Raw genomic sequence first — 25,089 nt, forward strand, 5'->3', positions numbered from 1 at the left:
TCTAGTTAGGTCTAAGGGTTTCAATAATTTTTGCATCTACCCAGTAGATGTCAACATTATCATTCTCTTCGTCCATGCCCCTGTTGAAGAGAATGTATTTGCCGTCTGGTGTGACGCTGGCATAAGCATCCCAGTAAGCAGAATTGACCTTTTCACCCATATTGATAGCAGGTCCCCAGGAGCCATCCTTTTGTTTAAAGCTGATGTACAGATCAGAATCACCAAAACCTCCTTCACGCTCACTATCCCAAATCAAATAGCTCTCATCGGGCGCTATAAAAGGATGAGCAGTCCATTCACCAGAATTGACTAATGGCTCCATTTCAACAGGTTCTTGGCGCTTGCCGTCTTTAATTGTTGAAATTCGAATTACATCACCACTTTTATAATCATCAAACACATAAGTGCCCTTTGAAGAAGCCGTTAAGCGCATAATGCCCCAATCTTCACGATCAAACATAGGCCCAAGGCTTTTGCGCTCTGACCAGCCATCTCCTATTCGATCTTTATACCCTTCTGCCATATGTAAGCGGTTTCCATCCGGAGAAAACACTATTTCTCCCTTCCGCCTGAATTCTATGTATTTCTTCCAGACATTGTTTTGCTGGCGAAAGCCGATGACAGTAGGTTTAAAAGGTTCTTTATGTGAGGTGGTGAAGTAAAATTCCTTCATGCCTGGCGCGAATACACCCTCTAACTCCCAGCCTTCTTTAGAGATAATGCCGGGTGCAAATGGTTCTGCAGTCATGCCTGGAGGCTTCTGCCCCATATAGGGGCCTTCTAACAGAGGGAATGTAAAGCCATCTTCTTGAGTACTTGCCGTGGAAGGTCTGAGATTCTCAATTACCTGAGCATCCACCCAATAAGGTCTTCCTACCCAATTTTCACTTCCATCCTCTTTAACCTCCCACTGTCCCCTCGAAAAAAACAGGTATTTTCCATCCACAGATACACCAGCACCACTTTCATGAAGTTCTGTATTTATCTTGTCTCCCATATTCATTGCAGGTAGCCAGGAACCATTTTTGTCTCGAAAACTAATGTAGATATCAGATCCGCCATAGCCATCTTCTCTTCTAACATCCCATATCAAATAAGATTCATCAGGGGCAACGTGGGGGTGGGCAATCCATGTTCCCGTATTGATCTCCTTGCCTAATTTTTGTCTGGGTTCATATTTACCATCTATTAGTCGGGAAAAGCTAATTGCCCCCACGGTGTCTGGCCGCTCAAATTCATCAAAGAAGGCTGTGCCTTTCTCCGAAAACGATATTCCCATAATGTGCTTGTCGGCAAAAGGTGTTCCCATACTTTTGAGTTCTGACCACCCGTTATCTGTTTTATCCCTGTATTTATTTCCCCGGTAAATAGTATTGCCATCCTTGGAAAATTTTGGATAGTGTATATCGGTTTCAGCTTCATTTCCCCATTCATCATTTTCATATTTGATAACAAAAAATGTGCGTTCTGTATATTTTCCGTTCTTTCTGGAAAAATAGAATTCCTTCATATCTGGTGAGTATGAGCCACCTTCAAAAAGCCCGTCTGGTGAAACGATTTTTGGAGCAAATAGCTTAGGCGTTAAGCCGGGTGGCTGCTCTCCAAAGTAGCGATCTGCTAAAGGTGGAAATTGCGGTTCCTCGGCACTGTATGCAGGCCTCAGCGACTCGATGATTTGTGCGTCCACCCAATAAGGGTTTCCTATCCAATAAGTACTTCCATCTTCCCTAAACTTTTTATCTCCCCGCCAAAAGAACAAATATTTCCCATCGGGAGTTACCCTCGGTCGCTGTTCATAAGCCGCTGTGTTTAACTTGTCTCCCATGTTTATGGCTGCTCCCCATGAACCATCTGGCTTTCGAAAACTGATATAGATGTCAGGGGTAGAAGCACCTTCTTTCTCTGCATCCCACATCAAATACGATTCATCCTGGGCAATGAAGGGATGGGCAATATATTTTCCTGAATTTATCCCCTTATTCATTTTTTGAAGTTTTTCATATTTGCCGTTGATAAGGCGTGAATAACTCATATGACCACTACCGTCCCCTTCTAAAAAATAAAAGTAATAAGCACCATTAGATGAGGCCGTGAAACCTGTGAAAGGGACATCTTTAAAAGATTCAATACTTTTCAATTCGGACAAACCAGGGGTAAATCGCTCTTTATATTTATCCAGATCACTTGACAAGACAGAAGGCTTGCTCCATCTATTGTTTTTGTATTGCATTACAAGCACTGTAGTTTCTTTATACGCTCCGCCAATCCTACTGAAATAGAACTCCTTCATATCTGGCGTAAACGCAAATAAACTTTCCAAATATTCTTCTGTCGAAACGAGACCAGCAGCAAACAACTCAGGGGTTAATCCTGGAAGCTGTTGGCCAAGGTAACGATCTTCTAAGGGTGGGAATCCAGGATTTTTTTCGGCTTTTTTCTGGGCCAAGGCAGTGTTGAGCGATACAGCAATTGCCAATATCAATAGTTTTGTTGTTGTCATGTTTTCTTCCTTTTGTAAAGTATTGTAGAATGCTTAGAGAAGGTTATACATCAATATTATTGTGGAAGTTGTTGATCTAAATGGTTTAATTTGTCAACTGCTCTATGCATTAATGAACTGCTCTAAAAGCATGAAAATGTCGATACAGTTTTCCCCCGCCAGCGGGGGACAAATAGGCATACCTGAGCACACCTGTATTGTGAAGAAAAAAGGTGTCAACTTATATCAGGATTAAATGTTTAACCTGTAAACTTATTTCAGAACGAGACACGTTTCCCACGTAGGCGGGGGTTTAGGGGGTGGATTTTTAGTAGCTTTCTAGCATGGAATCATCTTCCTTTAGTAATTATCATTATAATAAGCGACTATCTATTAATGCCAACCCTGCGGATAAGAAATAGAAATAGGTCATAGGTTTTTCCACCCCCTGCCCCCGCCAGCGGGGGACAAATAGGCATACCTGAGCGCACCTGTATTGTGAATAAAAAAGGTGTCAACTTATATCAGGATTAAATGTTTAACCTGTAAACTTATTTCAGAACGAGACAGTTTCCCCCGCTGGCGGGGGTTTAGGGGGTGGATTTTTATTAGCTTTATAACATGGAATCATCTTCCTTTAGTAATTATCATTATAATAAGCGGCTTTCCTCTAGTGCCAGAGAGCTTCGCAGGAACATGACCAAGGCCGAAGCGTGTCTTTGGAAATATGTATTAAGAGCAGGAAGTATGAAAGGCTTTACATTTCGTAGGCAGCGCCCAGTTCTACAATACATTGCAGACTTTATGTGCAAGGAACTGGAATTAATCATTGAAGTGGATGGTATAACACACAGCTATGAAGAGGTGGCCGAAAATGATAAGGTCCGACAAAAGGCGTTGGAAGATGCAGGTTTTACGATCATACGTTATTCAGATGAAGAAGTGCTTAAACACATCAACTCAGTAAGGGACGCAATAGAAGCTGAGGTGATCCAACTTATGGAGGAAAAAGACATTACTCCTCGAATTCGAAATAGAAATAGGTCATAGGTTTTTCCACCCCCTGCCCCCGCCAGCGGGGGACAAATAGGCATACCTGAGCACACCTGTACTTGTGAAGGAAAAAGGCGTCAACTTATATCAGGATTAAATGTTTAACTGTAAACTTATTTCAGGACGATACACGTTTCCCCCGCTGGCGGGGGGTAATATATTCAGCACCATACTCAGCCACACTTATTAGATCGCTTATTTCCGAATCTTTTTGTAAGCTTACATTTTAGCACCTGAAATGAACTTGAAAGCTTTTAACCTTTTAATTCTGGTAAGCTCCCTGCTGCTTGTGACATCTTGTTCTCAAAGCCCTGTCTTTAAAGAACACGAGACCGTATACAAAATTGGTGATCAAGAAGCATGGGCTTCAAAAAACTGGAATGATCAAAACTGGAAAGGGCGTATTACTCAAATGCAGGCTGGTCAGGTATTTTGGTCACGAACCCAAATTGATATTTTGAAAACACCAGAGCCTCTGCGCCCATACGGACTTCGGTTGGAAGTTTATGGAGAATATGAGGTTTTTTGGGATGGCGTATTGATTGGAAAGAATGGAAATCCAGGACAGGAGGCCGAACTTCCACCTGAAGGTAAACTATGGACTACTTTTGGTATTCCTACACACCTGAGTGATGCAGGCAAGCATGTTTTAGCTTTGAGAACAAGTCTGCTCTACTTCCCGGATCATACAAAAATACATGAACTAGACATAGATTATTATGATGATTTGTTCTCGGATGACCTTGTTGAAAATGCTTATATGCACATTTATGCAGGTGCCTTTTTAATCGTTTCACTCTATTTTCTTTTTCTGTTCCTAAGCAACAGACAAGCTTATTCAACACTCATTTTTAGTATATGCTGTTTTCTTGTTTTTGCCCTGACGTTGACGGTGTTTAGCAAAGAATATATACCCATGCATTACAGCCTTCATGTGATAAGGTTGCAGGTTCTCAGTTCATTTTTATTGGGTATTTCATTTTTGATTCCGTTCTACTTTTCCAAGCAGTTTCCATACCCCAAAAGAAAACCCCTTTTGATTGTATATGCTGGAATTCTAATAATGGTTTTTCTTGTAAAGCATCAGGCCTTCGATTTCACTGCAGTTAGTATGGGTCTGGGCATGTGGATTTTCTCCTTTGGCATCGTTTCATTCGGGGCTTATAACAATGCAAGAGGGGCTCGTCTCACACTCTTGACATTACTTCTAACATTGGTAATATACTTTGTAACCAGTTTTGTCATTAGCCTGTATGCTGGTCTAGGCCTGATTCTTTTAAGTATGCTGTATTTGCTCACACTTCAGAGAAAATCAGAAAGACTGGCTTATGAAAACTCACTGGTTCAATCCACTCGGTTGCGATTAGAATTACTCAAAAAGAATATTCAACCTCATTTCCTGATGAATACCCTGACATCGTTAATGGATTGGGTAGAAGAATCGCCTAAAAAGGGAGTTTTGTTTATTGAGGCACTTGCCAAAGAGTTTGATCTATTTAACCAGATAGAAGACCGGACGTTAATTCCTATCGCTCAAGAAATAGAGCTATGTCGCACGCACCTGGAGATTATGGAGTACCGGAAAGAGGTAAGCTATATTTGGGAGCAAGAAGGGATTGACCCTAATGAAAATATACCGCCAGCTATTCTTCACACCCTCCTGGAGAACGGAATTACACACAGTTTGCCACTGGAAGATAACACCATTCGATTTAAACTCGTTTTTGAGTCAAATGATGATTTCAAGTCATATACATTTTTAACGTTTGCTGCTGGTGTAAACAAAGCAACGCATAATAACGAAGAAGGAACTGGGATCAAGTACATTAAGGCCAGGTTGACAGAAAGTTATGGTTCTAAATGGAATTTTACTTCTAAGGCAACAGACGATGGGTGGAAAAATGAGATTATGATTTATTCTTAAGAGCATGAACATTTTAATTGTTGAAGACGAATCAAGGATTGCCAAAAGAATAGAACGCATGACGCGTGACATTCTTGGCAATACCATACAATCGCTAAGGCATATTAACACGCTGCAAGGAGCTATGGAGTCTATAGGAAAAGGTTCATTGGATCTTGTACTTCTCGATCTGAACCTCAACGGTGAAAATGGTTTTGATATGCTGAAATCGGCTGTTTCTGAATCTTTTCACACTATAGTTATTTCTGCTTATCGAGATCAGGCCATTACTGCTTTCGAATATGGGGTTTTAGATTTTGTGCCTAAACCGTTTAACCAAGATCGATTGGAACAAGCCTTAAAGCGGACCATCACAAATGAAAAAACAGAACCTAATGAGACTAAGTTTTTAGCAGTAAAGAAAAGGCAAAAGATTCAGCTAATACCAATAGAGGATTTGATTTATATAAAGGGGGCTGGCGCCTATACTGAGCTCTTTTTGACAGATGGGAGTAAAGAACTTCACGACAAATCGCTCGAAAAATTAGAACAACTACTATCCCCTATTTTTGAACGTATTCATAAGTCCTACCTGGTTAATATGTCTGAGGTTAAGGAGATTATTGTGAAATCTGGCAGTAAATATATGGCCGAGCTAAATAATGGAGAGATCATCCCAATTGGAAGAACTAAATATAAAGAGATAAAGGCTAAGTGGGTTTAGGTATTAGCTCTATCAAAAGGAACAAAGGCATAAAAATGCATCCTGTTAATTAATCTATTATCACTTTATCATGTATTATGTTTTCATAAAAATGATGCATGTCAAACATCTGTTGGGCGCCCATTTTTTGTCCAAATTGGCCGGCTATGTACATGACTGCTGCAATAAATGCCAAAACGGGTAGTCCCCACAGTACGTCAACTGGTTTGTTAAGGCTACAAAGGCTAAACCCCCAAACGGCCACAAAGCAAGCCAACAAACTGAGAATAACATAGCCAAAAAAGAAAACTGCCCAGACTGTTGGGTTAGGTCCATATAAACCCCTGATAATCACGTGACCCTCTTCCTGTTCAAAAGTGAGGTGTAACTGTGGCGACCAAAAATGTTGTTGTGTAGGATGAATTCTAATGTAAATATGCCCGGGTAAATGGGTTGATCTGAACTGTGTTTGAGTTTTTAATTTTTCTTTAATTAAATTTTCCAGAGCTTCCCTCTGGCCTGCTACCTGGTGCTTAAATCTTGGTCTTATCCTAAAGCTCGACATAATTTGAGTTATGGTTATGTTGCTTACTGCAAATAATGATTATTAGCTTGTGCCTATAAGGATTCAAACTAATTACATTATGATTTAAAATTTTATGATTTAAAACAGGCATGAAGCTGTATTTCATCAGCGTAAATCAACTCTAATATAACCTCCTTTGTCTAATTAGTAAAAAATCAAATAATAGGATCATGGAACCGCACTATTATAATGTAGAAGTAAATTGGGAGAACAGCCGAAAAGGTATAATGTGCTCGCCCGAGCTAGAAGAAAACAATGGTGTTTGTATTGAGGTGGCAACACCCCCTGAATTTCCGCAAGGAATAGAAGGCATCTGGTCGCCAGAGCATTTATTTGTCTCTGCAGTGAGTAGTTGTCTGATGACCACTTTTTTAGCAATTGCTGAAAATTTCAAACTCGAGTTTGAAAGTTTTAGTTGCTCCGCAAAAGGCAAACTGGAAATGGTAGATGGCAAATACATGATGAGTGAAATTTTACTCAAGCCTACCGTTATTATTCACCATGAAGATCATACTGAAAAGGCCATTCGGGTTTTAGAAAAGTCTGAAAGAGCCTGTCTGATTACAAATTCCATTAAGTCTAAAGTTACTATGGAGATAGACGTGCAGGTGAAGCCTATGTTGATAGCCAAGGAATAAAGTTTCCAAAATTAATGGGCCTAACTAGAAATAGACAGCATGCTAGATTTTCATTAATGATATAACCATTTGTGCGAAAGGGTAATTGAAACTTCGAATATAATCAATCACAACCCTTCCAATTCTGATCTTACATTGGCACGTGCCTGATGTTCGTAATGATCATAAAAAGCTTGTGTTTTAAATATTCTCTTTTGGGAAAGGATATGCTGAAGTACCTTTTGCCTCCCTTTTTTATACAGGAAGTTAGGGTAGATTGAGTACTCAGCCCTAATCATTTCTGCATAGTTTCTATAGCACTCTGGCGTGTCACCCAGAATAGCGAGATCGAAGTCCAGCAGGTAGCTGGTGTCATTATCCTCACTTTCTTTATGTTCTTTGGTAGCCATAATTTGGCCTTGGCATTTAACCGCTTTATCTGCAGGGAAACCCAGTTTTACCAATCGGTCATGAGCCAGGTCTGCACTTTTCTTTTCGTTGTCATGGCGTGTGGTATCATAAACAATGTCGTGGTAGAAGATGGCAAACATTACAGTATCCAGGTCGTTCAGGCTGTCCTTATGTTTTATGGCTTTTTCCATCATATATTCCAAATGCTCCAGGTTGTGATAATGCCGCTTGCCTTTTGAATACTGCTTTTCTATCTCGTTCCATAGTTTGTCGACAAGATCAATGTTGTCAGTGTACCGTGATGCCAACTTGTTCCATATCGTTTTTAAATTGATCAATTATTGTCGTTTAGTGTATTTACAAAACCTAATGGCGCCCTTAGGATAATTATAAAGATAGCGCTGTGCGCCATTAACTGCGCATATCAGTCAATCATGACAAATATCAACTTTAGAGTTGACACATGCTGAACCAATACCTGTAAAGAACCTTTAAATTTAGTACTATAAATACGCATGATGACACTCGATTTAATACCTTCTTCCTTTAAGGAATTTCTAAAAGAAACAGGTGCAATAGCCCGGTTTGCCTGGAAATTCTTTAGGGTCGGTTTTAAGCCCCCTTATGAGGTCAAAGAGTTTTTAAGGCAATGTTTCCTTATTGGCAATAAATCGTTTACGCTGGTGGCCACCACGGGCTTCATCATGGGTCTGGTGCTAACGTTACAAACCCGTCCCACACTCATAGAATTTGGCGCTGAATCATGGATGCCTTCTATGGTAGGCATTGCCATTGTGCGGGAAATAGGCCCTATGGTCACTGCCCTGATCTGTGCCGGCCGCATAGGTTCCAGTATTGGTGCAGAACTGGGCTCTATGAAGGTTACCGAACAAATTGATGCTATGGAGGTATCAGGAACGAATCCATTTAAATTCCTGGTGGCAACCCGGGTATTGGCTACAACACTGATGCTTCCCATTTTGGTTATCATGGCGGATACGGTTGCCCTTTTCGGGTCTTGGCTTGTAGAAAATGTCAAAGGTGATGTAAGCTATGAGCTTTATTTCAGACAAGTATTTGCCTATCTGCATTTTAGCGATGTCATTCCAGCATTTGTAAAATGCTTTTTCTTCGGATTTGTGATCGGCATAGTAGGTTGCTATAAAGGCTATTATTCCAAAAAAGGAACCGAAGGTGTGGGCAAAGCAGCAAACACAGCCGTTGTGTTGGCCTCAATGCTGGTTTTTGTGGTTGATTTTGTTGCTGTTTTAATCGCAGATATCTTCTATGAACTCTAATACCAAAAACATATCGCCAAAACCAATTGAAGCAGCATCTACTGTAAATGAAGAAAGCGTTCCCGTCATTAACATAGAAAACCTTAGAAAGAGCTTCGGTGATAACCATGTGCTGAGGGGTTTTAACCTTAAGGTATCTCCGGGCGAAACTGTGGCAGTTTTGGGAAAATCAGGATCTGGAAAATCCGTACTTATAAAATGCCTGGTAGGGCTCCTACCCTATGATTCGGGTATGGCACAGGTACTGGGTAAAAATATAGGAGGCCTGACACAGGAAGAGTTGGATAAACTGAGGACGGACATAGGCTTTCTTTTTCAAGGGAGTGCGCTGTACGATTCCATGACGGTAAGGGAAAACCTCGAATTCTCACTGAGACGTCATATTGACAGGCTCAATGGCGAATCGATAAATGACAAAGTTGTAGAAGTGCTGGACAGTGTGGGCCTGGCGGGAACAGAAAACCTGATGCCGGAAGAATTGTCCGGGGGTATGAAAAAGCGTGTGGCACTCGCCAGGACATTGATCATCAATCCCAGGATTATATTTTATGACGAGCCTACAAGTGGCCTTGATCCGATAACTTCCAAAGAGATAAGCCACTTGATATTGGAGATTCAAAATAAATACAAGACGTCATCGATCATGATTACCCACGATGTACAATGCTCAAGAATTGCGGCCAATAGAATTGTACTGCTTGTAGATGGGGTCAATTATGTTGAAGGGCGTTATGACGAACTAATAAATTCACCAGATCCTGAAGTTCAGGCATTTTTTAAATAATAAGGCAATGGATAAGGACACAACAACTAACATAAAAGTAGGTTTTTTTGTAATCATTGGGCTGTTGATCCTAATTGTAGGCGTATACAGTATAGGCAACCGACAGAACCTTTTTACCAAAAACTTCCGTCTGCATGCAAATTTCAGGCAAGTTAACGGGCTGCAACCCGGCAACAATGTGCGGTTTTCAGGCATTAATGTGGGCACCGTTGAAGACATCAGTATTGTTGATGATTCTACTATTCAGGTAGTGATGATTATTAAGGAACAGGTGCAGGAGTTTATCAAAAAGGATGCTATAGCTACTATAGGGTCAGATGGGTTGATGGGCAATATGCTTGTGAATATTGATCCTGGTGATAGTCATTTGCCCCCAGTAGAAGATGGCAATCTGATACGCAGTTATGAACAAATAAAAACAGATGATATAATCAATACCCTTAACAGTTCAAATGAAAACCTGGCGCTGCTAATTGAGGAGTTATTGGCTATTACACGAGGGGTAAACCGTGGAAAAGGTGCTGTTGGGGTATTGATGAAGGATAGCATGGTTGCCAAGGATTTGAGCCTCGCACTTAAGAATATCCAAATTACAACCGCCAATGCCGTATCACTTACTAGCGAACTGCAAACAATGGTAGACGGGTGGAAAAAAGGTGAAGGGCTGGTAAATACGTTATTGATGGATACCACCTACACCGGACATATTGCCCGTGCCGTAGAAAATGTAGAAAAATCAACAATAGCATTATATGCCACCTCTCAACAGCTCAACCAGCTACTGGAAGAGAAAGATCAAAATGCGATCAACACAATTTTACGGGACAGCACCTTTAATGCCGACCTACAACAGTCGATGGAAAAAGTGAAAGCAGGAACCATTAAGTTTGATCAGAGTATGGAGGCTTTGCAGCACCATTGGTTGCTCAAAAGCTATTTTAAGAAATTGGAGAAGGCAAAGAATGAATAAAAATTACCCCCATTGGCTTTTCTTATAAGATTCTGAATGATCAGTTTAAAGTAGTTTATAATTCTTTTAAAACAGATTATGTTATTTGTCAAGGCCATTTGAGAGGCATGCGATTAACTAAAATGTATTCAATTATTATGAACTATGATAGCCGCTCAAATCAAGAATAAACCTTGCCAATATTTGATCAGTAGCATAAATCACCCCTTCTTCATTCATAAAGGTAGAGTTTGTGTTATTTAGGTCAAGCCTGTTTCCTGCAATATTGGAAACGTATAAATCCAATTCTTCAAAAAACAGACGGGTAGCAGCAAAGTCCCAAATGCTGCCACCTCCATTTTGCTTTTTTGGAAACTTGAAGTAACATGCTGATTTAGAATTCATCACGCTTATTGAATTGAATACAGCACCAAAACCATCATAATATTCAACCCTGGTGCAATGATGTTCCTTTGCCCAAGCACTGAATTTGTTAGTGAGCGCATCAAAATGGGGAGTAATAATAAAACTGCTATCAACATAAATGTGTAAAGTTTTATCATTAATGGGTTTCTTTCTTACAACTGGCTCACCATTTACCCAAACCCCTGACCGTTTGACGGCAGTATAGCAAAGAGCCAGATCAGGAATATACACAACTCCAATAATGGGGTCACCGGATTTGGTAATTAATGCAATGGAAACAGCATAACCTGCCCTGCCTTCAGTAAATGGCAATGTCCCATCCAATGGATCAATACACCAGAAATAGTCCTTCTCCAGGCGAGATCGATCGTCAGAAGATTCTTCTGTCAATACTCCCAAATCATATTCCCTAATACTATCTTTTAAATGCTCTAAAATGATAGTTTGAGCCTTTATATCAACTTCGGTGACTACCTGAGCTGCTAAGGAGTTTGCACCATCCTTAATTCCTTTGTTATAGTGCTTATCAAACTGCGATTGGATGTATTTTCCTGCTACCACCGCTGCTACTTTGGCTGTTTCGCATAAAGCCTCTAAATCCTGTTTGCTGAATATCATTTCAATTCGTCAATTACGCGTTGTGTGATATTTTTGCTGTAATCGTGCATCTTCCAATGCCCGGGACACCAGCCATCAAGGAATCGGTAAAAGTCTGCCCAGGCATAACGGTATAACTCGATCCACTCCTCTTTAACTTGTTGATATACAGCATTATTATCTAATGCTTTTTGAAGTTGGTTGAAATAAGAACTGAGTAATTCATTTTCATACTTTTCGCAATCTTCCTCATCAAAACAACTGCTAATAAAATATGCAACATCTTTCATTCCGCACCCTCTACCAACATACTGAAAGTCTACTGCTGCCACATCACCATTCGCAGCAAAACAAAAATTGGCGAGCTTCGCATCACCATGAACGAGTGTTTGATACGTTGCATCGTTAAGTCGTGTGTCTATGCCTTTTGCTGCTGCTTTAAGTGGTTTATTTCCCATTTTCTCCAATTCATCAGGCCTGGTATCCAGATGCCAATAGGTACCAATTGGCCAAAGCCCATTAGGCTCCACACCCATAAATTTGGCATGGAAGTGCGCCAACCATCTGAGACAGTTTTTAGCATGATCCAAGGTCATCTCTTCCGGGGACATTCGAATGGAAAAGCCGCTGGCATCCAGATCTTCCATAATTAACAAGAGTTCAGCGTCTTTTTCTACTGCATGGTAGCTTTTGGGTACTTTACAGAAGGCATCCGTCTGACTCGCATATTGCTGATACCATTTGCGTTCCACCTGATAGGAATTGAGCTTTCGTTGGTGTGATAACGGAGTGTTCCACCCTCTGGGGTGCTTATTTTGATCTGGTAATTGGATGTGTTTTACGATTACACTTGCATACTTACCATCGGCCAATACATAGCGTTTAATCTCACCATAACCACTCCAAAGTGTTTGAACGACTTCAGTGCTTACAATTGATGCAGCACCTGTAATCGCTAATGTTTCAGTATTTATATCCAGCATACCTGTTCAAAGCTGATAGTTTTTTATGTGAAGCGCAAAGGCATTGATATTCATGCGCCAATTAATGCCTTTTAAAATTAGCTTCTAATAATTGCTGGTAAACAGGGTTCGCTGATAGTTGAGTGGCTAATGTGTAATATTTCTTTGCTGCTTCTAAATAGCCGGCATGGTTATACTCTAAAAACAAGGCCATTGCAAGTGCATAAACAGGACTTTTTATTTTACAGGATTTTAGTCCAAAAGGATGCTTCCAGTTAGAGTTAGTTGATAGTTTAACGGCAAATTGACGTCCATTCAAATAATCTTGTTTAAAATCTATTATCACAAAACCATCCTTCTTAAGTATTTCAATTGCTTCAGGATAATGACTTAAATCCAGACAGGACATGTCTGGTTTGAGGCTAAATTCAGTGATTACCTCATAAAACATATCGCTGATGCTGATCTGTGCCTCTTCATTCTGCTGATCATTGTCTCTATAGTCTTGCCAGATTACCGGAACAGCTCTACCAGAATTGGGCGAAATCACATGCGAAGCAGTCAATGGATACAATAAATCCATAAAATATTGAGCATGATCTACCCCGCCATTGGCAAGTTTATTATTAAATGGATGCTCTGAGTAAAGAACGCTTAGATCAGGTCTTTCGAAAGCATTGCCTAGATCTTCTGTTCCATAATTTGGCAATGCAAATATTGTATCCCCTTCAATTTCCAGCGGATGAAAGTAGTTACTTATTAAAGCAAGATAACCTGTACTCTCAATTTCAATGGTGTCTCCCGGCAGCAACTGATCGAATTGACTTATTACTTTGCCATGACTTGAAGCTTTGTCAGCTATCAACACCTGATAAGTTAACGGTTGCTGACCAAATGCAGAAAAGCCCATTATACATAAAACAAGCCCTATGAATTTTGCTAAGTGCTTCATAGTCAATTATTAAATAAAAGGTAAATTAGTGAATTGGGCATTAACATGTATTTTTAAGATGAAATTAATATCATTTATGCTACATGACAAATGCGGAATATTATTCTGAAGTGTGCTCTAAACAAAACTAGTTAATGCAAAAGTTTAAAGTGTTAGCGATTAGCACCTTGCTGGCAATATTTATTACTCACACCTCTTGGGCACAAATGTCGAAGATGCTTCCAAACATTCCTTTGGTAGAGTGGAGTGGAAAGTGGAGAGAGCCTGCTTTACCTGATAATGAAAAGTTAGAATTACTGTCACTTTTACCGGATGGTGATTCAGTACAGTTTGAACTCGAGACTTATGATCCTTTAACAGCCGAGGATGGCGATATAAGATATTTTCCATTTGAAATAAGTGGGCTTCATTATCTTGATCTGGATTTTGATGGTGATCTTGACATGCTTTATGATGGTCAGTCAGGTTGGCAGAACCTAAGGGACACGAAAGTATATATGCAGGAAAAGGGTCAGTTTGAATTTTTAAAAACATTGCGTGGTGGAATTTTAGATATTGAGAAAACGGAGTCAAGTTGGCTAATCAGCACACATTGGAGGCCATGTTGTGACTCTTATATTTCCCGAATAATAACTCATGAATTTTCAATGGATAATCAAGGTACCTTCAAGGAGTCTATATCCTATATTGGCTCTGGCTGGTTAAAGGGGCTTCCTGATTTTTCAGCCTTAAAGTCAGGAAGCATTAAGGATGCCTACCTTATGGCTACTTTGAATGATTTTAGGGGTACCCATCCCTACTTCGGAGCGCAGAATAAGGTCATTCATGAAAGTTTAAGAGCAGGAGATCCTATAAGCATGGTTCATCTGCCTGGAGATATTAAAATCAATATTCTTGATAAGAAACAAGAGGGTGAAGAAAGCTGGTATTTAGTCATTACCGATAAAGTTTCAGGTGTTCCAAAATCTATATACGAATGGTCTGATGGGGATAATAGAAGATTTATTGGTTGGGTAAAAGATGTGTCAATCGATTAACATGGATCAGAATGTTCAACTATTACTTCAGCTAAAAAATAAGCATCAACTACACGTAGAGCCTGTTGAACACAAAAAGGATGACTCGTTATTAAAGGCTCGTTTTTTTATCGGATCTCAATACTGGGATCTGTACATCGATAATGAATATGGTTGTTTCAATACAAATAAACAATTGGTATGTATCTATTTGGTTTTGAATGCCTTAGAAGAATATAATGAAGCAGAGGATTATCTTTTGTGGTGCAAAGCCAATGGGCTAAATGCTTCAGATACTTCTTGGCTGGAATATTATAGGTACCTGGGTAAGGCATTTCAGAAAATAGAGCAACTGATAGGAAAAATAGACTCCTTTATAAATCCGCTGGATTATCAGCTTAATGCAGGCTCATTTCATGCACTTCTAAATTATGAGGCCAATGACCAGTTATGATGTAGCCTCTTTCCTATTCAGATCTCTGAATTGCCCACACTGCAGCAAAGAATATGTTTTTACTACTGACGGCAGCGGCAATAATCCAGGACAAGATGATCTTATACTCTGGTCTACTGAGGTAGGTACTTATTTTACAGAAATTGATGAATATCAGAAGGTGCCATTTCCTCCTATTTGCAAATGCAAAGCTTGTAACGGTATTATTTGGTCAGAAGAGGGTTTGAATACCTATTGTAAAAGGATGGGAAATGCTGAAGACGCATGGAAGTTATTAAATAACCCGTTAAGACCAGACTATCTGTTTAAGGATGATTTCATTGATTTATATAAGAATGGGGCTCTATCTAACAAACAGCGGATGCTTGCCCTGGAGCAATTTTGGTTAACCTGCTGTTATGACTATATAGCTGAGCACTCCTATAGTCATGATTTTTATAATGGAAAAGAAGCTGATCAATGGCTTAAAGAGCCATATTTTGATGTTTTTAAACAATCTTTACTTGAGTTAAGCTTAAATTCAACTTCCTATCTTCTTTACAAAGCAGAATTATTGAGAACCCTCGGAATGTATGATGAAGCAAAAAGTCAGTTATCAAAAACACCTAATGGAAAGTGGAAGTACGTTGCCGGCTACTTGATTAGTATTTGTAATAAAAAAATGCCTACACCAGTAATTATTCCACCCAGAAAACCTGCATCATATCAACTCAAAAAATGGTTGAATCAAAGAAAACCCGGTACATTCAGGTTGAAAGCACTAACCATTGAGGATTACTATTGAACCATGAACTACCATAAACTTAAACTTTATGCTTTTATTGGGTTATTAGGTGCTTCAATGTTGAACTGTGCTAGAAGAGTTAATTACATTGAATCTAACAAAGCGCTCTTGCCAGTTATGATAAAAGGTGATAAAACGTCTCATCAATATTTAATTGTTATTGCTGGTGGACCAGCTGGAGATGGGATAATGTATCATTATGTATTTCCTTTTTTTAAGAAGTTGGAGAAGGATTATAAAGTCGTTTATTATGATCAGCGAGGTTCTGGAAATGCTAAAGGAGAACCTCCGATTAGTTCATTAACTCTAGATCAACACAGCATAGATCTTTACAAGATCATTTCGTCAATTAAAGCCAAAGATAACATGGCAAGCATTTACTTAGTTGGGTACAGCTATGGAGGAAGCATTGCGTTGCAATATCTCAAAAACCGGCAATTTGAAAGTCAGGTAGAAGGCACAATAATGATAGCCGGTGCGTTTGATAGGAAATTAAGAAGTCAGTATCAGCAACAGCTCACGATTGAATTTTTAGAGCAATGGATTGATGAAGGTTATATTGATAGTTATGATTACTTAACTTCAGAATTCAGCTGCCCTCCCAACCTTAAAAGTTGTAAACAAGATAGTATAGAAACCATAAAGAAAGTAAATAAGCGATTCAAGAAAATAGACAAGGCGAGCAAGTTTCCTATCAATCTGTTATCAATAAAAAACTTGCTTCACTATGGTTTATTTGCTCCGGGAAGCCCATTTCGTTCTGCTAAAAACGAAGCTAAAAATGCAGGTTATTTTCATCCTGAGTTCGATAGTCTAATGCTAATTAATAACCTGGAGATTACCTCCCTGATGCTTTTAATTGCTGGTCGGTTGGACACCAATGTGCCCTATTATGATGCCCAGCATCTTTATGATGAACTCAAATTACCAAATGAAAGAAAAAAGCTATTAATTCTTGAGCAATCGGGTCATTTGCCCATGTTTACAGAGCCGGAACCTATGCTTGAAGCCATTAGAATATTCTTACAATAAGTACTTCTATCCTAATATTGGAACACCCATTGGTATAACCCTAAAACTCAATTTGAATCAATTACCCTTCCAGAGCCTGTGATTGAAGTTGAAATACTGGGGTTTCCTTTATAGAAGACTGAGCCACTGCCATCAATATTTACAACTAAAGAACTGTTAGGGTGAACCTGCGCGCTACCGCTACCAGTAATGTCAACATGACATACATCAGTTTCCATTTGAAAGCCCGTAAACATGCCCGAGCCAAGAATTTCCACATCCAGTTGATGTAATCCGTTAAATGGTTTATTGGCGATAATAGATCCGCTTCCTATCACTTCTGCATTAACAAATGCCGGTCCGCTTATTTCACCAATGATAATTTTTCCTGATCCTGCCAGTATAAACTCCATATTATTCTGAACCTCAAAATCATCAAGTGTAATAGTACCAGAACCGCTGAGACGTATATCTTCAACATTTGGTACAATGATGGTTATAGACATTACGTCATAGTCATAACGACCATGCTCTAAGCTTATCTCCCAGTTGTCATTCACCACTCTGGTGCTAAGCTTCTCAATAATATTTCTTTGGCTGGTGACTAATACTTTTTGTTCTGCTCCCTGAATTATTGTTACTTCTCCAGCTATCTGGAAATCTATACTCTCAAATGTTGGTAAGACAAGTTCTTGCTTTACTACCGGGCCTCGCCCATCTATGTCATCAAAATAGCAAGATGTTAGCGATAAGGACAAAAGGAACATTAATAGCGATGATGTGATTTTAGTTTTCATGACGAGAATCTCAGTGTTGTTATTTAAAAAGTTATTGAATTGAGTTGTTTTTGAACAACTTCCATGAAAAGACGAATGCCATTTAAAATAGCTGCCTGGATGCGCTATTTTTTTTCTACCAAACTATCACTCAAGTAAGCATGAGCGTTCCCGTCAACAGAAAAAATCCACTCGAAACGGTCGTTGTAATAGATAATGGTATCTGGTAGAATATTAGAAAATGTGAGGTCGAGTTTTAATTTAGAGCTGAGTTTTGATCGGTCTAATGCCTTAACTATTTTAAAGTCCAATGAATCAAGTATATGAGCCAGTGGAATTTTTGAATGCTGAAGTAAATATTCATCTACCGAGCTGTTAGAAATCCAGTCCAGTGAATTTACCAACGGATTATCACTTATCACCTCATATTCCAAATCATCAAAGACCAATTCCTTATTAATACTGAATGTGGGACTCGCTTTACTCTCTAAGTCAATTTCTATGTCACCTGTGGTTTTAAAATGAAGTTTCAATTTGCCATTATCGCTTTTACTTTGAAAATCAGTCAGCTCTGCCTTTAACCCACCATACTCAATAACCTGTCCATCAAGCCGGCTATTCATGATCAGATTCATATACTCATAAGGCATATTAACTGAAACCTTAAGGTCTATTTGCTCATTTTTATCGAAATTTTGATTAGCCGGAAGCTCTTTGGTACTATCATTCTCAATGCCCTTTAATGGCGTTATGAGCACTCCAGTTCTAGCATATAACATTACCCTTAAAGTGTCTAAGACATCAGTTTCAAACTTTGCTGAGAAGTCTTTGGGCACAGTAGTCATCCAAATGTCAATTGGTCGTTTGGCTACCCTATGGGATTGGTTAAGGAGCTTCCAAATGGCCGTTACCTCTTTCTGAATCGGCACGGCTTTATTTATGGCTTCGCAAATGGCTGTTTCTATTTTTGCACTGTTTTTTTCAAGTTGCTTATCAACTGTCTTTTTTAGATTGATCTTAATGCCCGCCACTTTCATTTTGGGCTCTTCAATCCAATAAACCTTTCGTATAGAGCATTCGGTTTTTAAATCAAATTTTTCATCCAAAGAAAGCACCGTATGAAGGTCTATTCTAAGTTTTAATTCAACAGGCTTTTTGTTTTTTATATTGAAAGCCACCATCTTTTTTTTGATATAAACCAAAGCCTTCACCGGTATAGAGGCATCCAGATTATTTTGATAGCCGCTCAATAGTAATTTACCTATGGGCATAACTTTTAAAACTAAATAATCACCTTTATCATTTAAGTCTATGCTGTCGTTAACCAGTGTGTCAGGCATGATTCTATTGATCATCCTTTGTAAATCGAGTACTGGGTAGTCCAGCGGAACCTGTATCATTGATTGATCAAGCAGATTATGCGTGGTAGGTTGATACTTGCCTATTTTATTGGAATTTTCATTCAGCTCTTTTTCACCGCTTTTATTGCAAGCGAAAAATGACATGAGAATGAAAGCAACTAAGGTTTTATTCAACACTGTGGATTTATGCTGTATAAGTATAAAAAACAATGGCCAATTTACACTTCAATTAACACAAACAATTGTGGTTACACAGATGTTTTTTAAATTAAACCCCAAATTGCCGGGATATGTATATCAAAAAGAAATATAGTGGCCTTACCATGCTCCGTTGGACACGTAGGGAGCTAAGGTTTTTTATCGTGTGGTCACTAATTGTCACAGTACTCTTTGAAGTTGTAGGCCTGCAATGGCTTCAGGTGCCATGGACGGCCCTGGCACTTATAGGTACAGCCGTGGCTTTTCTTATTGGCTTTCAGAGTAATGCCGTATATGGCCGTCTATGGGAGGCCCGACAGATCTGGGGCGGCATTGTCAACGATTCCAGGATGTTTACTATCATGGCGCTGGACATGATCACCAATGAGTACACTAAAAGCCCTGTATCCGAAGAAGAATTGGCTGAACTGAAGAAAACCATTGTAATGAGGCACATTGCGTGGCTAACAGCGCTAAGGCATGCTATGAGACAGATTAAACCATGGGAAACCTATAGAACCAATAAGAGAAATTCAGAATGGGTAAATGCGTTGCACATCCCAGAGTTGGAGTCTACCCTGGAGCAGGACTTAAAAAATTACCTATCAGAGGACGAATATCAGCAAGTATTAAATACGACAAACAAGGCAGCAGCAGTATTAAGGCTCCAGTCTAACCACCTGAGGCAATTAAAGGAAAAAGGACTGATTTGGGAGTTTTCCTTTCTTGAACTTGAAGGGTCAATTTCCAATTTGATTACCCACCAGGGTAAATCAGAACGGATTAAAAATTTCCCCTATCCACGCCAGTTTGCCACACTGGGTTATGATTTCACCAACACGTTTATTTGGTTGCTACCATTTGGCATTATCCCGGAATTTTCAAAATTAGCAATAAGCCTGACGGAAAGTTTTCCTCTTTTAGGGCCACATTTGGTATGGTTAGCTATACCTTTCTCAACCATTGTTTCATGGGTATTTAACACCATGCAGCGGATAGGTACCGTAGGGGAAAACCCTTTTGAAGGCTCTGCCAACGATGTGCCGATTTCCACCATATCCAGAGGTATTGAAATTGATTTATTAGAGATGATCGGTACCAAAAAAGAAGACCTTCCTGAACCTGTGCCAGTTAAATTTGATGTACAGATGTAATCAATTATTTGGACAGGAACCTTTGGTAATTGAAGAAGGCATTCATAATCGTATTTTAATTTGTAATTAGTTATTAGTCAATTGATTAAGAAACCATCAATATTTGCTAATAATACTATCTACACTATCATTTCTCTTTGTTTTGATTAATGAATTGAGCAAATTAGATGCCTTATAAAGGTTAAAATGATAAGAGCGAGCCTGATTTTTCTAACAGTTCTGATGCTGATGACCTCAGCCACCCCTGAAACAGCAGAATATGCCGAAATTTTTATATTTCGGCCTAAGCAGTTTCAGGGGGGCGCAATAACATTTCAGGTGCTGGCCAATCAGGAGAAGTTGTTATACCTCACTAATGGTTCAAGAAGCGTAGTCCGTGTTTATAATGAAGGAGCCCTTGACTTGCAGCTTAAGGCTTCTGTTTTTACTTCTAAAACAATAAGTTTTGGTATTGTCAAGGGACAAAAATATTTTGTCAAAGCTGGTTATGATGATGGTTTTGGCTCGAACCTCTCTTTTGTGCCTTTAGAAGAAAACCAGGGCAAAATCTTGTTTGAAGATACCAAGGTATACCATCGTCCAAAGATCAAGGTGATTGATGATATGGAAGGCGATATAAAAACCTTGACCGATGAGAACATATACCTGGGTGCGATGGAAACTATTGAAAAGCCTGATGGTGCCAAACCAGGGTTGGGTTGGATCAGCCCGGTGAGAAACAATCTGAAAACTGATATTGGCATTTTTGCTTTGCAGCTATGTCTTACCTCTGAGGCTGAGCGACTGAACCTCATAATAAAACACAATGGGGAAATTTTTGATGAAGTAAGCGATATTGAAGTAACCGATAAAAAGTGCGCCTACACCTACATCGGCAATGTGCAATTGTCTTCAGGAGTCAATAAGATAGAAGTCTTTCTCAATGATATTAATGGAGAATCTTCCTACACCCGTCTGATTAATTATAAAGAAAAAGATCAGGTCTCAAAACGCGGGCTAGCATTGGTTTTAGGCAATAGTGATTACAAGTATACTCAGAAACTACCTAATCCTGTAAATGACGCTAATGACATGGAGAATGCCTTAAAGCGGCTCGATTTTGAGGTAATGAAGTTTAATGACCTGGGGTATGAAGAAATGAAACAGGCGCTGGGCAATTTTTTACTGAAATTGGAAGAATATGAAACAGGTATTGTTTTTTATGCCGGACATGGCATTCAGCATGGGGGTAGAAATTACCTCATTCCTGTAGATGTTAACCTTGAAAAAGAAAGTGAAGTAATCAGTAAATGCATAGATACAGGAGATTTTATTACAAAAATGGATCTCATGGATGTAGAAACCAGCGTAATAATATTAGATGCATGCAGAAGCAATCCTTTTAAAAATCTTGTTACCAAAACTTCGGATAGCACCAACGGTCTGACGGGTACTGATGCACCAGCCGGTACGATAGTGGCTTTTGCCACAGCACCCGGAAAAACCGCCTCTGATGGCATGGGGCTCAATGGCTTATACACACAGGAAATATTGAACCATATTTATAAACCAGGATTGAAAGTAGAAGATCTTTTTAAAAGGGTAAGGGTTAGCGTGATGAATAAATCTTTAAACAGACAAATTCCCTGGGAAACATCATCTTTAGTAAAAGATTTCTATTTTTATCAAGAATCTAATTGATTGACAATGAATAAATTAACCGCAATGAGAACAGTTGTACTTGTAATTGGCTTTTTAGCTGTAGCCACGCTATCCAATGCCCAGATTAAGCTAGGTGTAAAAGGTGGATTGAATGTTTCAGGGTACTTTTTCGAACCAGATCCTGAGAATGATGATCTGAAGCCATTATCAAGCTTCCATTTAGGTGGTTTTATGATGTATAGCTTTGCAGATAACTTTGGCCTTCAGGTAGAATTGATGTATTCGGGTGAGGGCGGTAGACTGGTAGGTGAAGATTTTGATGGAACAGGCTTGCTAGGTGGCGGAACGGTTGATTCGGAGTTAAAAGATAGGTACAGTTTTCTTGCCTTTCCAGTTTTAGGCAAGTATCACTCCAGTTCTGGTTTTACAGCTGAAGCAGGAATCATTTTTAACATTCTCTTAAAAGCAAAGACTTCGTATGCACTAAGTAATGACACTCAGGAAATAGCGTTTATCGAGGACTTCAATGACTCTGTAAATGGTGTAGATACGCGGTTTGGATTGGGTATAGGCTACGAAATGGCTTCAGGACTAAGTCTTAATGGACGTTACTCATTCAGTTTGGGAAATATATATACTGAAGAATATACCGCTGACAGCAACGGTTTAGAGGCTGGTCTGGGTGTTTTTCAACTGAGCGTTGGATTTCCAATTTATGCTAAATAACCTTTTAGACATCAAGTGTTCTTAACAAAGGCCGGGTGAGACAGGTTGGTCCACCCCCTCCTTTTACGCTAATTTCTTCACCTTTATAGGTTGTAACTTTTGCACCGGCCTCCTGTAAACGTGCTTTTGTCAAAGGATTTCCATCAACCATGAGGCAATTTCTCGGGGCTAATGCCAATACATTGCAACCCATGGATTCAAACTCTTCATCAGGTACCTCTACAAATTGAAAACCTCGTTCTATCAATAATTCCCTAAACCTGATGGGCATTAATGGTGAGTAAATAACTGCCAGATCTTTGTCAACGGGACTTACAATTGACATCAGGTGAAAGACATCACTTTTTCCTTTGTAGTGCGGTAAATCAGCCACAATCACTTCAACACCCTTGGGCTCAAGTAAAGCTTTGAGCTGGCTTATCCCTTTATCATTTGTTCGGTAAGTGCGACCAACGGCAAGGGTTTTGTCATCAAGCCACGCCACATCTCCTCCTTCTATTGTGCCACCATCATTAATCTCACCTAGCAACTCAAATCCATTGCTTAGATAATATTCCTTAACGGCCTTAGTTTCAGTTACTCTTCCTGCTTTGCCCATAGCGCAGATGATCACACCAAAGTCTGTAATTATAGATGAATCCCTACAATAGATCGAGTCCATACCTACATTTGAAACCTTTGGGAAAGATGCTACTTCTGATCCCGAGGAGTTTAGCAGGTGCTTAAATGTTTGGTACTCAGCCTGCCCTTCTTCAAAATTGGGTTGTGACAGGTAATTCAATTCTTCCCATTGCCGATTTATAAAATCCTGATTGATGTATGCATTATCAAAGTCTTTAATTAACACTTTTTCCAATGTTCCATATTCTGAATGTGCTGTGTGCTTCATGTATTATGCATTGATGCGTTTAAATATAAAATATGCTGGAACCCCTGTTAACAAAAATACTGATCCCCAAATGAAAGCATCCCACCCTGAGCCAGCAAGGGCGACAATGCAAAATAAGATGGTGATGAATATTAACATAAAACCCAGTCCTGAAATGGGCGACTTATTTTTCTTCTTTGTGTAATAGAACGAGATGGCACACAGTATGTAAGGGAATAAAACCAGTACAGTTGATACCAGAATCATAAACTCAAAAACGTCAAGCAGTCCACCTGAGTACCTCATTATCATAAGAACAGAGGCTAAAACACTGGACAAAATAAGCCCGTTTGCAGGAGAGCCGTACTTGTTTAGTTTTTTAATTGATTTAGGAAAACGATCATCTTTAGCTAGGGCCAATGCCATTTGCCCTTGAATCAGTATCCATCCATTCAAAGCGCCAAAAACTGAAATAATGGCACCTATAGTAATGGCTATACCTGTTCCAGGACCCCACATAAATTCTGCTGCTGCACTAAAAGGCGCTTGTGAAGCAACTAGCTTCTCACCAGGAATTAATCCCAAAACAGACATTGAGCTTATAATATAAATCACGGAAGCTATAATTGTTCCCCAAAGCGTGGCAAAGGAGACGGTCTTTTCAGGGTTCTCTACATCGCTGCCAGGTACCGTGGCCGATTCTATTCCTAAAAATGAAAAGAAAGTTAATGTAGTTGTAATGATAATCACTTTCCATGGTGATTCCTCTGCCCGGTTGAAAGGCTCAAAATTATCCATGTCAAGGAAGAACAACCCACAGACACCCACTAGAATAAGTGGCAAAATTTTAAGAACTGTGGTGATAACGGCCAAAACCCCAACTCTTCCTGATCCAAGAAAATTATAGAAAGTAAGCAACCAGATAAAGCCAATGGAAAACCCGATAGAGTAAATAGGACTAGAACTTATTTGTGGAAATATAAAAGACAGATAACTGATTAATGCAGCAGCAAGAGCGGCAACTGTTACCCATACTGAGATCCAATAACTCCACGCTACTAAGAAACCGGAGAAATCACCCATTCCTTCCCGCACAAAGCCATAGGGTCCACCTTTTACCCCTGGAAAAAAATGAGTAAAACGCTTGAATAAAAATGCCAAGGCTAAAGCACCTGCTGTAGACAATATCCAACCCAAAATGCTTATACCGCCATAGGCTGCAAGTAATGCAGGCATCATAAAAACACCTGCCCCAATCATATTGCCCACTACCAGAGCAGTGCTGGTCCATTTACCCAGGAGGTTGTCTTTAGCCAAATTAGAAACTATTGGTTAGTTTGAATTAAAATGAAAGATGTCAATTTAATTCTGCATTTGAAA

24 protein-coding genes are annotated in these 25,089 nt (G+C 39.4%); 14 read left to right on the forward strand and 10 right to left on the reverse strand.

Annotated features, from left to right (window positions below):
* Nucleotide 1: 1 nt before the first annotated feature.
* The gene (locus RIB54_RS14645) at nucleotides 2-2,500 is read right to left on the reverse strand and encodes a TolB family protein (RefSeq protein WP_350101586.1); all 2,499 of its coding nucleotides are present in this window, start codon (nucleotides 2,498-2,500) and stop codon (nucleotides 2-4) included.
* Nucleotides 2,501-3,100: 600 nt separating this feature from the next.
* On the opposite strand from RIB54_RS14645, the gene RIB54_RS14650 reads away from it, so the two are divergent.
* From RIB54_RS14650 to RIB54_RS14660, 3 genes are all read left to right on the forward strand, one after another.
* Nucleotides 3,101-3,529: an endonuclease domain-containing protein gene (locus RIB54_RS14650; RefSeq protein WP_350101587.1), complete on the forward strand. Its 429-nt coding sequence runs from the start codon at nucleotides 3,101-3,103 to the stop codon at nucleotides 3,527-3,529.
* A 241-nt stretch (nucleotides 3,530-3,770) separates the two neighbouring features.
* On the forward strand, nucleotides 3,771-5,456 hold the full coding sequence (locus RIB54_RS14655) for a histidine kinase (protein ID WP_350101588.1): 1,686 nt from the start codon (nucleotides 3,771-3,773) through the stop codon (nucleotides 5,454-5,456).
* Nucleotides 5,457-5,460: 4 nt separating this feature from the next.
* Nucleotides 5,461-6,159: a LytR/AlgR family response regulator transcription factor gene (locus tag RIB54_RS14660; RefSeq protein ID WP_350101589.1), complete on the forward strand. Its 699-nt coding sequence runs from the start codon at nucleotides 5,461-5,463 to the stop codon at nucleotides 6,157-6,159.
* A gap of 49 nt (nucleotides 6,160-6,208) precedes the next feature.
* Here RIB54_RS14660 and RIB54_RS14665 read toward each other — a convergent pair whose 3' ends face one another.
* On the reverse strand, nucleotides 6,209-6,703 hold the full coding sequence (locus tag RIB54_RS14665) for a hypothetical protein (RefSeq protein WP_350101590.1): 495 nt from the start codon (nucleotides 6,701-6,703) through the stop codon (nucleotides 6,209-6,211).
* Nucleotides 6,704-6,894: 191 nt separating this feature from the next.
* Between RIB54_RS14665 and RIB54_RS14670 the strand changes: the two genes are divergently transcribed.
* Entirely contained in the window at nucleotides 6,895-7,362 is a 468-nt protein-coding gene (locus RIB54_RS14670) for an OsmC family protein (RefSeq protein ID WP_350101592.1), read from the forward strand.
* 107 nt (nucleotides 7,363-7,469) lie between these two features.
* Here RIB54_RS14670 and RIB54_RS14675 read toward each other — a convergent pair whose 3' ends face one another.
* Nucleotides 7,470-8,090 (reverse strand): HD domain-containing protein, encoded by a 621-nt coding sequence (locus RIB54_RS14675; protein ID WP_350101593.1) that lies wholly within the window; start codon nucleotides 8,088-8,090, stop codon nucleotides 7,470-7,472.
* Between the two features lie 177 nt (nucleotides 8,091-8,267).
* Here RIB54_RS14675 and RIB54_RS14680 point away from each other — a divergent pair, with 177 nt between their 5' ends.
* The 3 genes from RIB54_RS14680 to RIB54_RS14690 are packed head-to-tail and all read left to right on the forward strand — an operon-like array spanning nucleotide 8,268 to nucleotide 10,804.
* On the forward strand, nucleotides 8,268-9,050 hold the full coding sequence (locus RIB54_RS14680; RefSeq protein ID WP_350101594.1) for an MlaE family ABC transporter permease: 783 nt from the start codon (nucleotides 8,268-8,270) through the stop codon (nucleotides 9,048-9,050).
* A complete protein-coding gene (locus RIB54_RS14685; protein WP_350101595.1) occupies nucleotides 9,040-9,834 on the forward strand; it encodes an ABC transporter ATP-binding protein in 795 nt (264 codons plus the stop codon). The genes RIB54_RS14680 and RIB54_RS14685 overlap by 11 nt, the downstream gene beginning before the upstream one ends.
* Nucleotides 9,835-9,841: 7 nt before the next feature.
* Nucleotides 9,842-10,804, forward strand: coding sequence for an MlaD family protein (locus RIB54_RS14690; protein ID WP_350101596.1), 963 nt, complete (start codon nucleotides 9,842-9,844; stop codon nucleotides 10,802-10,804).
* Between the two features lie 135 nt (nucleotides 10,805-10,939).
* Here the strand turns inward: RIB54_RS14690 and RIB54_RS14695 are convergent, their stop codons facing one another.
* The 3 genes from RIB54_RS14695 to RIB54_RS14705 all read right to left on the reverse strand — a co-directional run bounded on the left by RIB54_RS14695 (nucleotide 10,940) and on the right by RIB54_RS14705 (nucleotide 13,720).
* Nucleotides 10,940-11,827, reverse strand: coding sequence for a 3'(2'),5'-bisphosphate nucleotidase CysQ family protein (locus RIB54_RS14695; protein ID WP_350101597.1), 888 nt, complete (start codon nucleotides 11,825-11,827; stop codon nucleotides 10,940-10,942).
* Nucleotides 11,824-12,789: a phosphotransferase gene (locus tag RIB54_RS14700; protein ID WP_350101598.1), complete on the reverse strand. Its 966-nt coding sequence runs from the start codon at nucleotides 12,787-12,789 to the stop codon at nucleotides 11,824-11,826. The genes RIB54_RS14695 and RIB54_RS14700 overlap by 4 nt, the downstream gene beginning before the upstream one ends.
* A gap of 61 nt (nucleotides 12,790-12,850) precedes the next feature.
* A complete protein-coding gene (locus tag RIB54_RS14705) occupies nucleotides 12,851-13,720 on the reverse strand; it encodes a hypothetical protein (protein WP_350101599.1) in 870 nt (289 codons plus the stop codon).
* A gap of 134 nt (nucleotides 13,721-13,854) precedes the next feature.
* Here RIB54_RS14705 and RIB54_RS14710 point away from each other — a divergent pair, with 134 nt between their 5' ends.
* Genes RIB54_RS14710 through RIB54_RS14725 form a run of 4 tightly spaced genes read left to right on the forward strand, consistent with a single transcriptional unit; the run spans nucleotide 13,855 to nucleotide 17,006 of the window.
* Nucleotides 13,855-14,757: a hypothetical protein gene (locus tag RIB54_RS14710; RefSeq protein ID WP_350101600.1), complete on the forward strand. Its 903-nt coding sequence runs from the start codon at nucleotides 13,855-13,857 to the stop codon at nucleotides 14,755-14,757.
* Between the two features lies 1 nt (nucleotide 14,758).
* The gene (locus tag RIB54_RS14715; protein ID WP_350101601.1) at nucleotides 14,759-15,190 is read left to right on the forward strand and encodes a hypothetical protein; all 432 of its coding nucleotides are present in this window, start codon (nucleotides 14,759-14,761) and stop codon (nucleotides 15,188-15,190) included.
* Nucleotides 15,177-15,974 carry a hypothetical protein gene (locus RIB54_RS14720; RefSeq protein WP_350101602.1) on the forward strand — a complete coding sequence of 266 codons (798 nt, stop codon included), beginning with the start codon at nucleotides 15,177-15,179 and terminating at the stop codon, nucleotides 15,972-15,974. The genes RIB54_RS14715 and RIB54_RS14720 overlap by 14 nt, the downstream gene beginning before the upstream one ends.
* Nucleotides 15,975-15,977: 3 nt before the next feature.
* Complete coding sequence (locus RIB54_RS14725; protein WP_350101603.1) at nucleotides 15,978-17,006, forward strand: alpha/beta fold hydrolase; 1,029 nt, start codon at nucleotides 15,978-15,980, stop codon at nucleotides 17,004-17,006.
* Nucleotides 17,007-17,053: 47 nt separating this feature from the next.
* Here RIB54_RS14725 and RIB54_RS14730 read toward each other — a convergent pair whose 3' ends face one another.
* Nucleotides 17,054-17,782: a head GIN domain-containing protein gene (locus RIB54_RS14730; protein WP_350101604.1), complete on the reverse strand. Its 729-nt coding sequence runs from the start codon at nucleotides 17,780-17,782 to the stop codon at nucleotides 17,054-17,056.
* A 104-nt stretch (nucleotides 17,783-17,886) separates the two neighbouring features.
* Nucleotides 17,887-19,296 (reverse strand): DUF4403 family protein, encoded by a 1,410-nt coding sequence (locus RIB54_RS14735; RefSeq protein ID WP_350101605.1) that lies wholly within the window; start codon nucleotides 19,294-19,296, stop codon nucleotides 17,887-17,889.
* 116 nt (nucleotides 19,297-19,412) lie between these two features.
* Here RIB54_RS14735 and RIB54_RS14740 point away from each other — a divergent pair, with 116 nt between their 5' ends.
* From RIB54_RS14740 to RIB54_RS14750, 3 genes are all read left to right on the forward strand, one after another.
* On the forward strand, nucleotides 19,413-20,474 hold the full coding sequence (locus RIB54_RS14740) for a bestrophin family protein (RefSeq protein WP_350101606.1): 1,062 nt from the start codon (nucleotides 19,413-19,415) through the stop codon (nucleotides 20,472-20,474).
* Between the two features lie 186 nt (nucleotides 20,475-20,660).
* Nucleotides 20,661-22,154 (forward strand): caspase family protein, encoded by a 1,494-nt coding sequence (locus tag RIB54_RS14745; RefSeq protein ID WP_350101607.1) that lies wholly within the window; start codon nucleotides 20,661-20,663, stop codon nucleotides 22,152-22,154.
* Nucleotides 22,155-22,160: 6 nt separating this feature from the next.
* Complete coding sequence (locus tag RIB54_RS14750) at nucleotides 22,161-22,841, forward strand: porin family protein (protein WP_350101608.1); 681 nt, start codon at nucleotides 22,161-22,163, stop codon at nucleotides 22,839-22,841.
* 4 nt (nucleotides 22,842-22,845) lie between these two features.
* Here the strand turns inward: RIB54_RS14750 and RIB54_RS14755 are convergent, their stop codons facing one another.
* Complete coding sequence (locus tag RIB54_RS14755) at nucleotides 22,846-23,730, reverse strand: dimethylarginine dimethylaminohydrolase family protein (RefSeq protein ID WP_350101609.1); 885 nt, start codon at nucleotides 23,728-23,730, stop codon at nucleotides 22,846-22,848.
* 3 nt (nucleotides 23,731-23,733) lie between these two features.
* Complete coding sequence (locus RIB54_RS14760) at nucleotides 23,734-25,026, reverse strand: amino acid permease (RefSeq protein WP_350101610.1); 1,293 nt, start codon at nucleotides 25,024-25,026, stop codon at nucleotides 23,734-23,736.
* Nucleotides 25,027-25,089: the final 63 nt, after the last annotated feature.

It is taken from the genome of Fulvivirga sp., assembly GCF_040218215.1.
In the GTDB taxonomy this organism is placed as follows: domain Bacteria; phylum Bacteroidota; class Bacteroidia; order Cytophagales; family Cyclobacteriaceae; genus Fulvivirga.

What these genes read in the sequence shown, in the direction of transcription:
- RIB54_RS14710 (WP_350101600.1), top strand. Translation starts at nt 13,855, where the DNA reads ATGCAAAAGTTTAAAGTGTTAGCGATTAGCACCTTGCTGGCAATATTT.
- RIB54_RS14740 (WP_350101606.1), top strand. Translation starts at nt 19,413, where the DNA reads ATGTATATCAAAAAGAAATATAGTGGCCTTACCATGCTCCGTTGGACA.
- RIB54_RS14670 (WP_350101592.1), top strand. Translation starts at nt 6,895, where the DNA reads ATGGAACCGCACTATTATAATGTAGAAGTAAATTGGGAGAACAGCCGA.
- RIB54_RS14720 (WP_350101602.1), top strand. Translation starts at nt 15,177, where the DNA reads ATGACCAGTTATGATGTAGCCTCTTTCCTATTCAGATCTCTGAATTGC.
- RIB54_RS14700 (WP_350101598.1), bottom strand. Translation starts at nt 12,789, where the DNA reads ATGCTGGATATAAATACTGAAACATTAGCGATTACAGGTGCTGCATCA.
- RIB54_RS14685 (WP_350101595.1), top strand. Translation starts at nt 9,040, where the DNA reads ATGAACTCTAATACCAAAAACATATCGCCAAAACCAATTGAAGCAGCA.
- RIB54_RS14645 (WP_350101586.1), bottom strand. Translation starts at nt 2,500, where the DNA reads ATGACAACAACAAAACTATTGATATTGGCAATTGCTGTATCGCTCAAC.
- RIB54_RS14680 (WP_350101594.1), top strand. Translation starts at nt 8,268, where the DNA reads ATGATGACACTCGATTTAATACCTTCTTCCTTTAAGGAATTTCTAAAA.
- RIB54_RS14715 (WP_350101601.1), top strand. Translation starts at nt 14,759, where the DNA reads ATGGATCAGAATGTTCAACTATTACTTCAGCTAAAAAATAAGCATCAA.
- RIB54_RS14745 (WP_350101607.1), top strand. Translation starts at nt 20,661, where the DNA reads ATGATAAGAGCGAGCCTGATTTTTCTAACAGTTCTGATGCTGATGACC.
- RIB54_RS14655 (WP_350101588.1), top strand. Translation starts at nt 3,771, where the DNA reads ATGAACTTGAAAGCTTTTAACCTTTTAATTCTGGTAAGCTCCCTGCTG.
- RIB54_RS14690 (WP_350101596.1), top strand. Translation starts at nt 9,842, where the DNA reads ATGGATAAGGACACAACAACTAACATAAAAGTAGGTTTTTTTGTAATC.
- RIB54_RS14650 (WP_350101587.1), top strand. Translation starts at nt 3,101, where the DNA reads ATGGAATCATCTTCCTTTAGTAATTATCATTATAATAAGCGGCTTTCC.
- RIB54_RS14660 (WP_350101589.1), top strand. Translation starts at nt 5,461, where the DNA reads ATGAACATTTTAATTGTTGAAGACGAATCAAGGATTGCCAAAAGAATA.
- RIB54_RS14665 (WP_350101590.1), bottom strand. Translation starts at nt 6,703, where the DNA reads ATGTCGAGCTTTAGGATAAGACCAAGATTTAAGCACCAGGTAGCAGGC.
- RIB54_RS14730 (WP_350101604.1), bottom strand. Translation starts at nt 17,782, where the DNA reads ATGAAAACTAAAATCACATCATCGCTATTAATGTTCCTTTTGTCCTTA.
- RIB54_RS14750 (WP_350101608.1), top strand. Translation starts at nt 22,161, where the DNA reads ATGAATAAATTAACCGCAATGAGAACAGTTGTACTTGTAATTGGCTTT.
- RIB54_RS14755 (WP_350101609.1), bottom strand. Translation starts at nt 23,730, where the DNA reads ATGAAGCACACAGCACATTCAGAATATGGAACATTGGAAAAAGTGTTA.
- RIB54_RS14725 (WP_350101603.1), top strand. Translation starts at nt 15,978, where the DNA reads ATGAACTACCATAAACTTAAACTTTATGCTTTTATTGGGTTATTAGGT.
- RIB54_RS14695 (WP_350101597.1), bottom strand. Translation starts at nt 11,827, where the DNA reads ATGATATTCAGCAAACAGGATTTAGAGGCTTTATGCGAAACAGCCAAA.
- RIB54_RS14705 (WP_350101599.1), bottom strand. Translation starts at nt 13,720, where the DNA reads ATGAAGCACTTAGCAAAATTCATAGGGCTTGTTTTATGTATAATGGGC.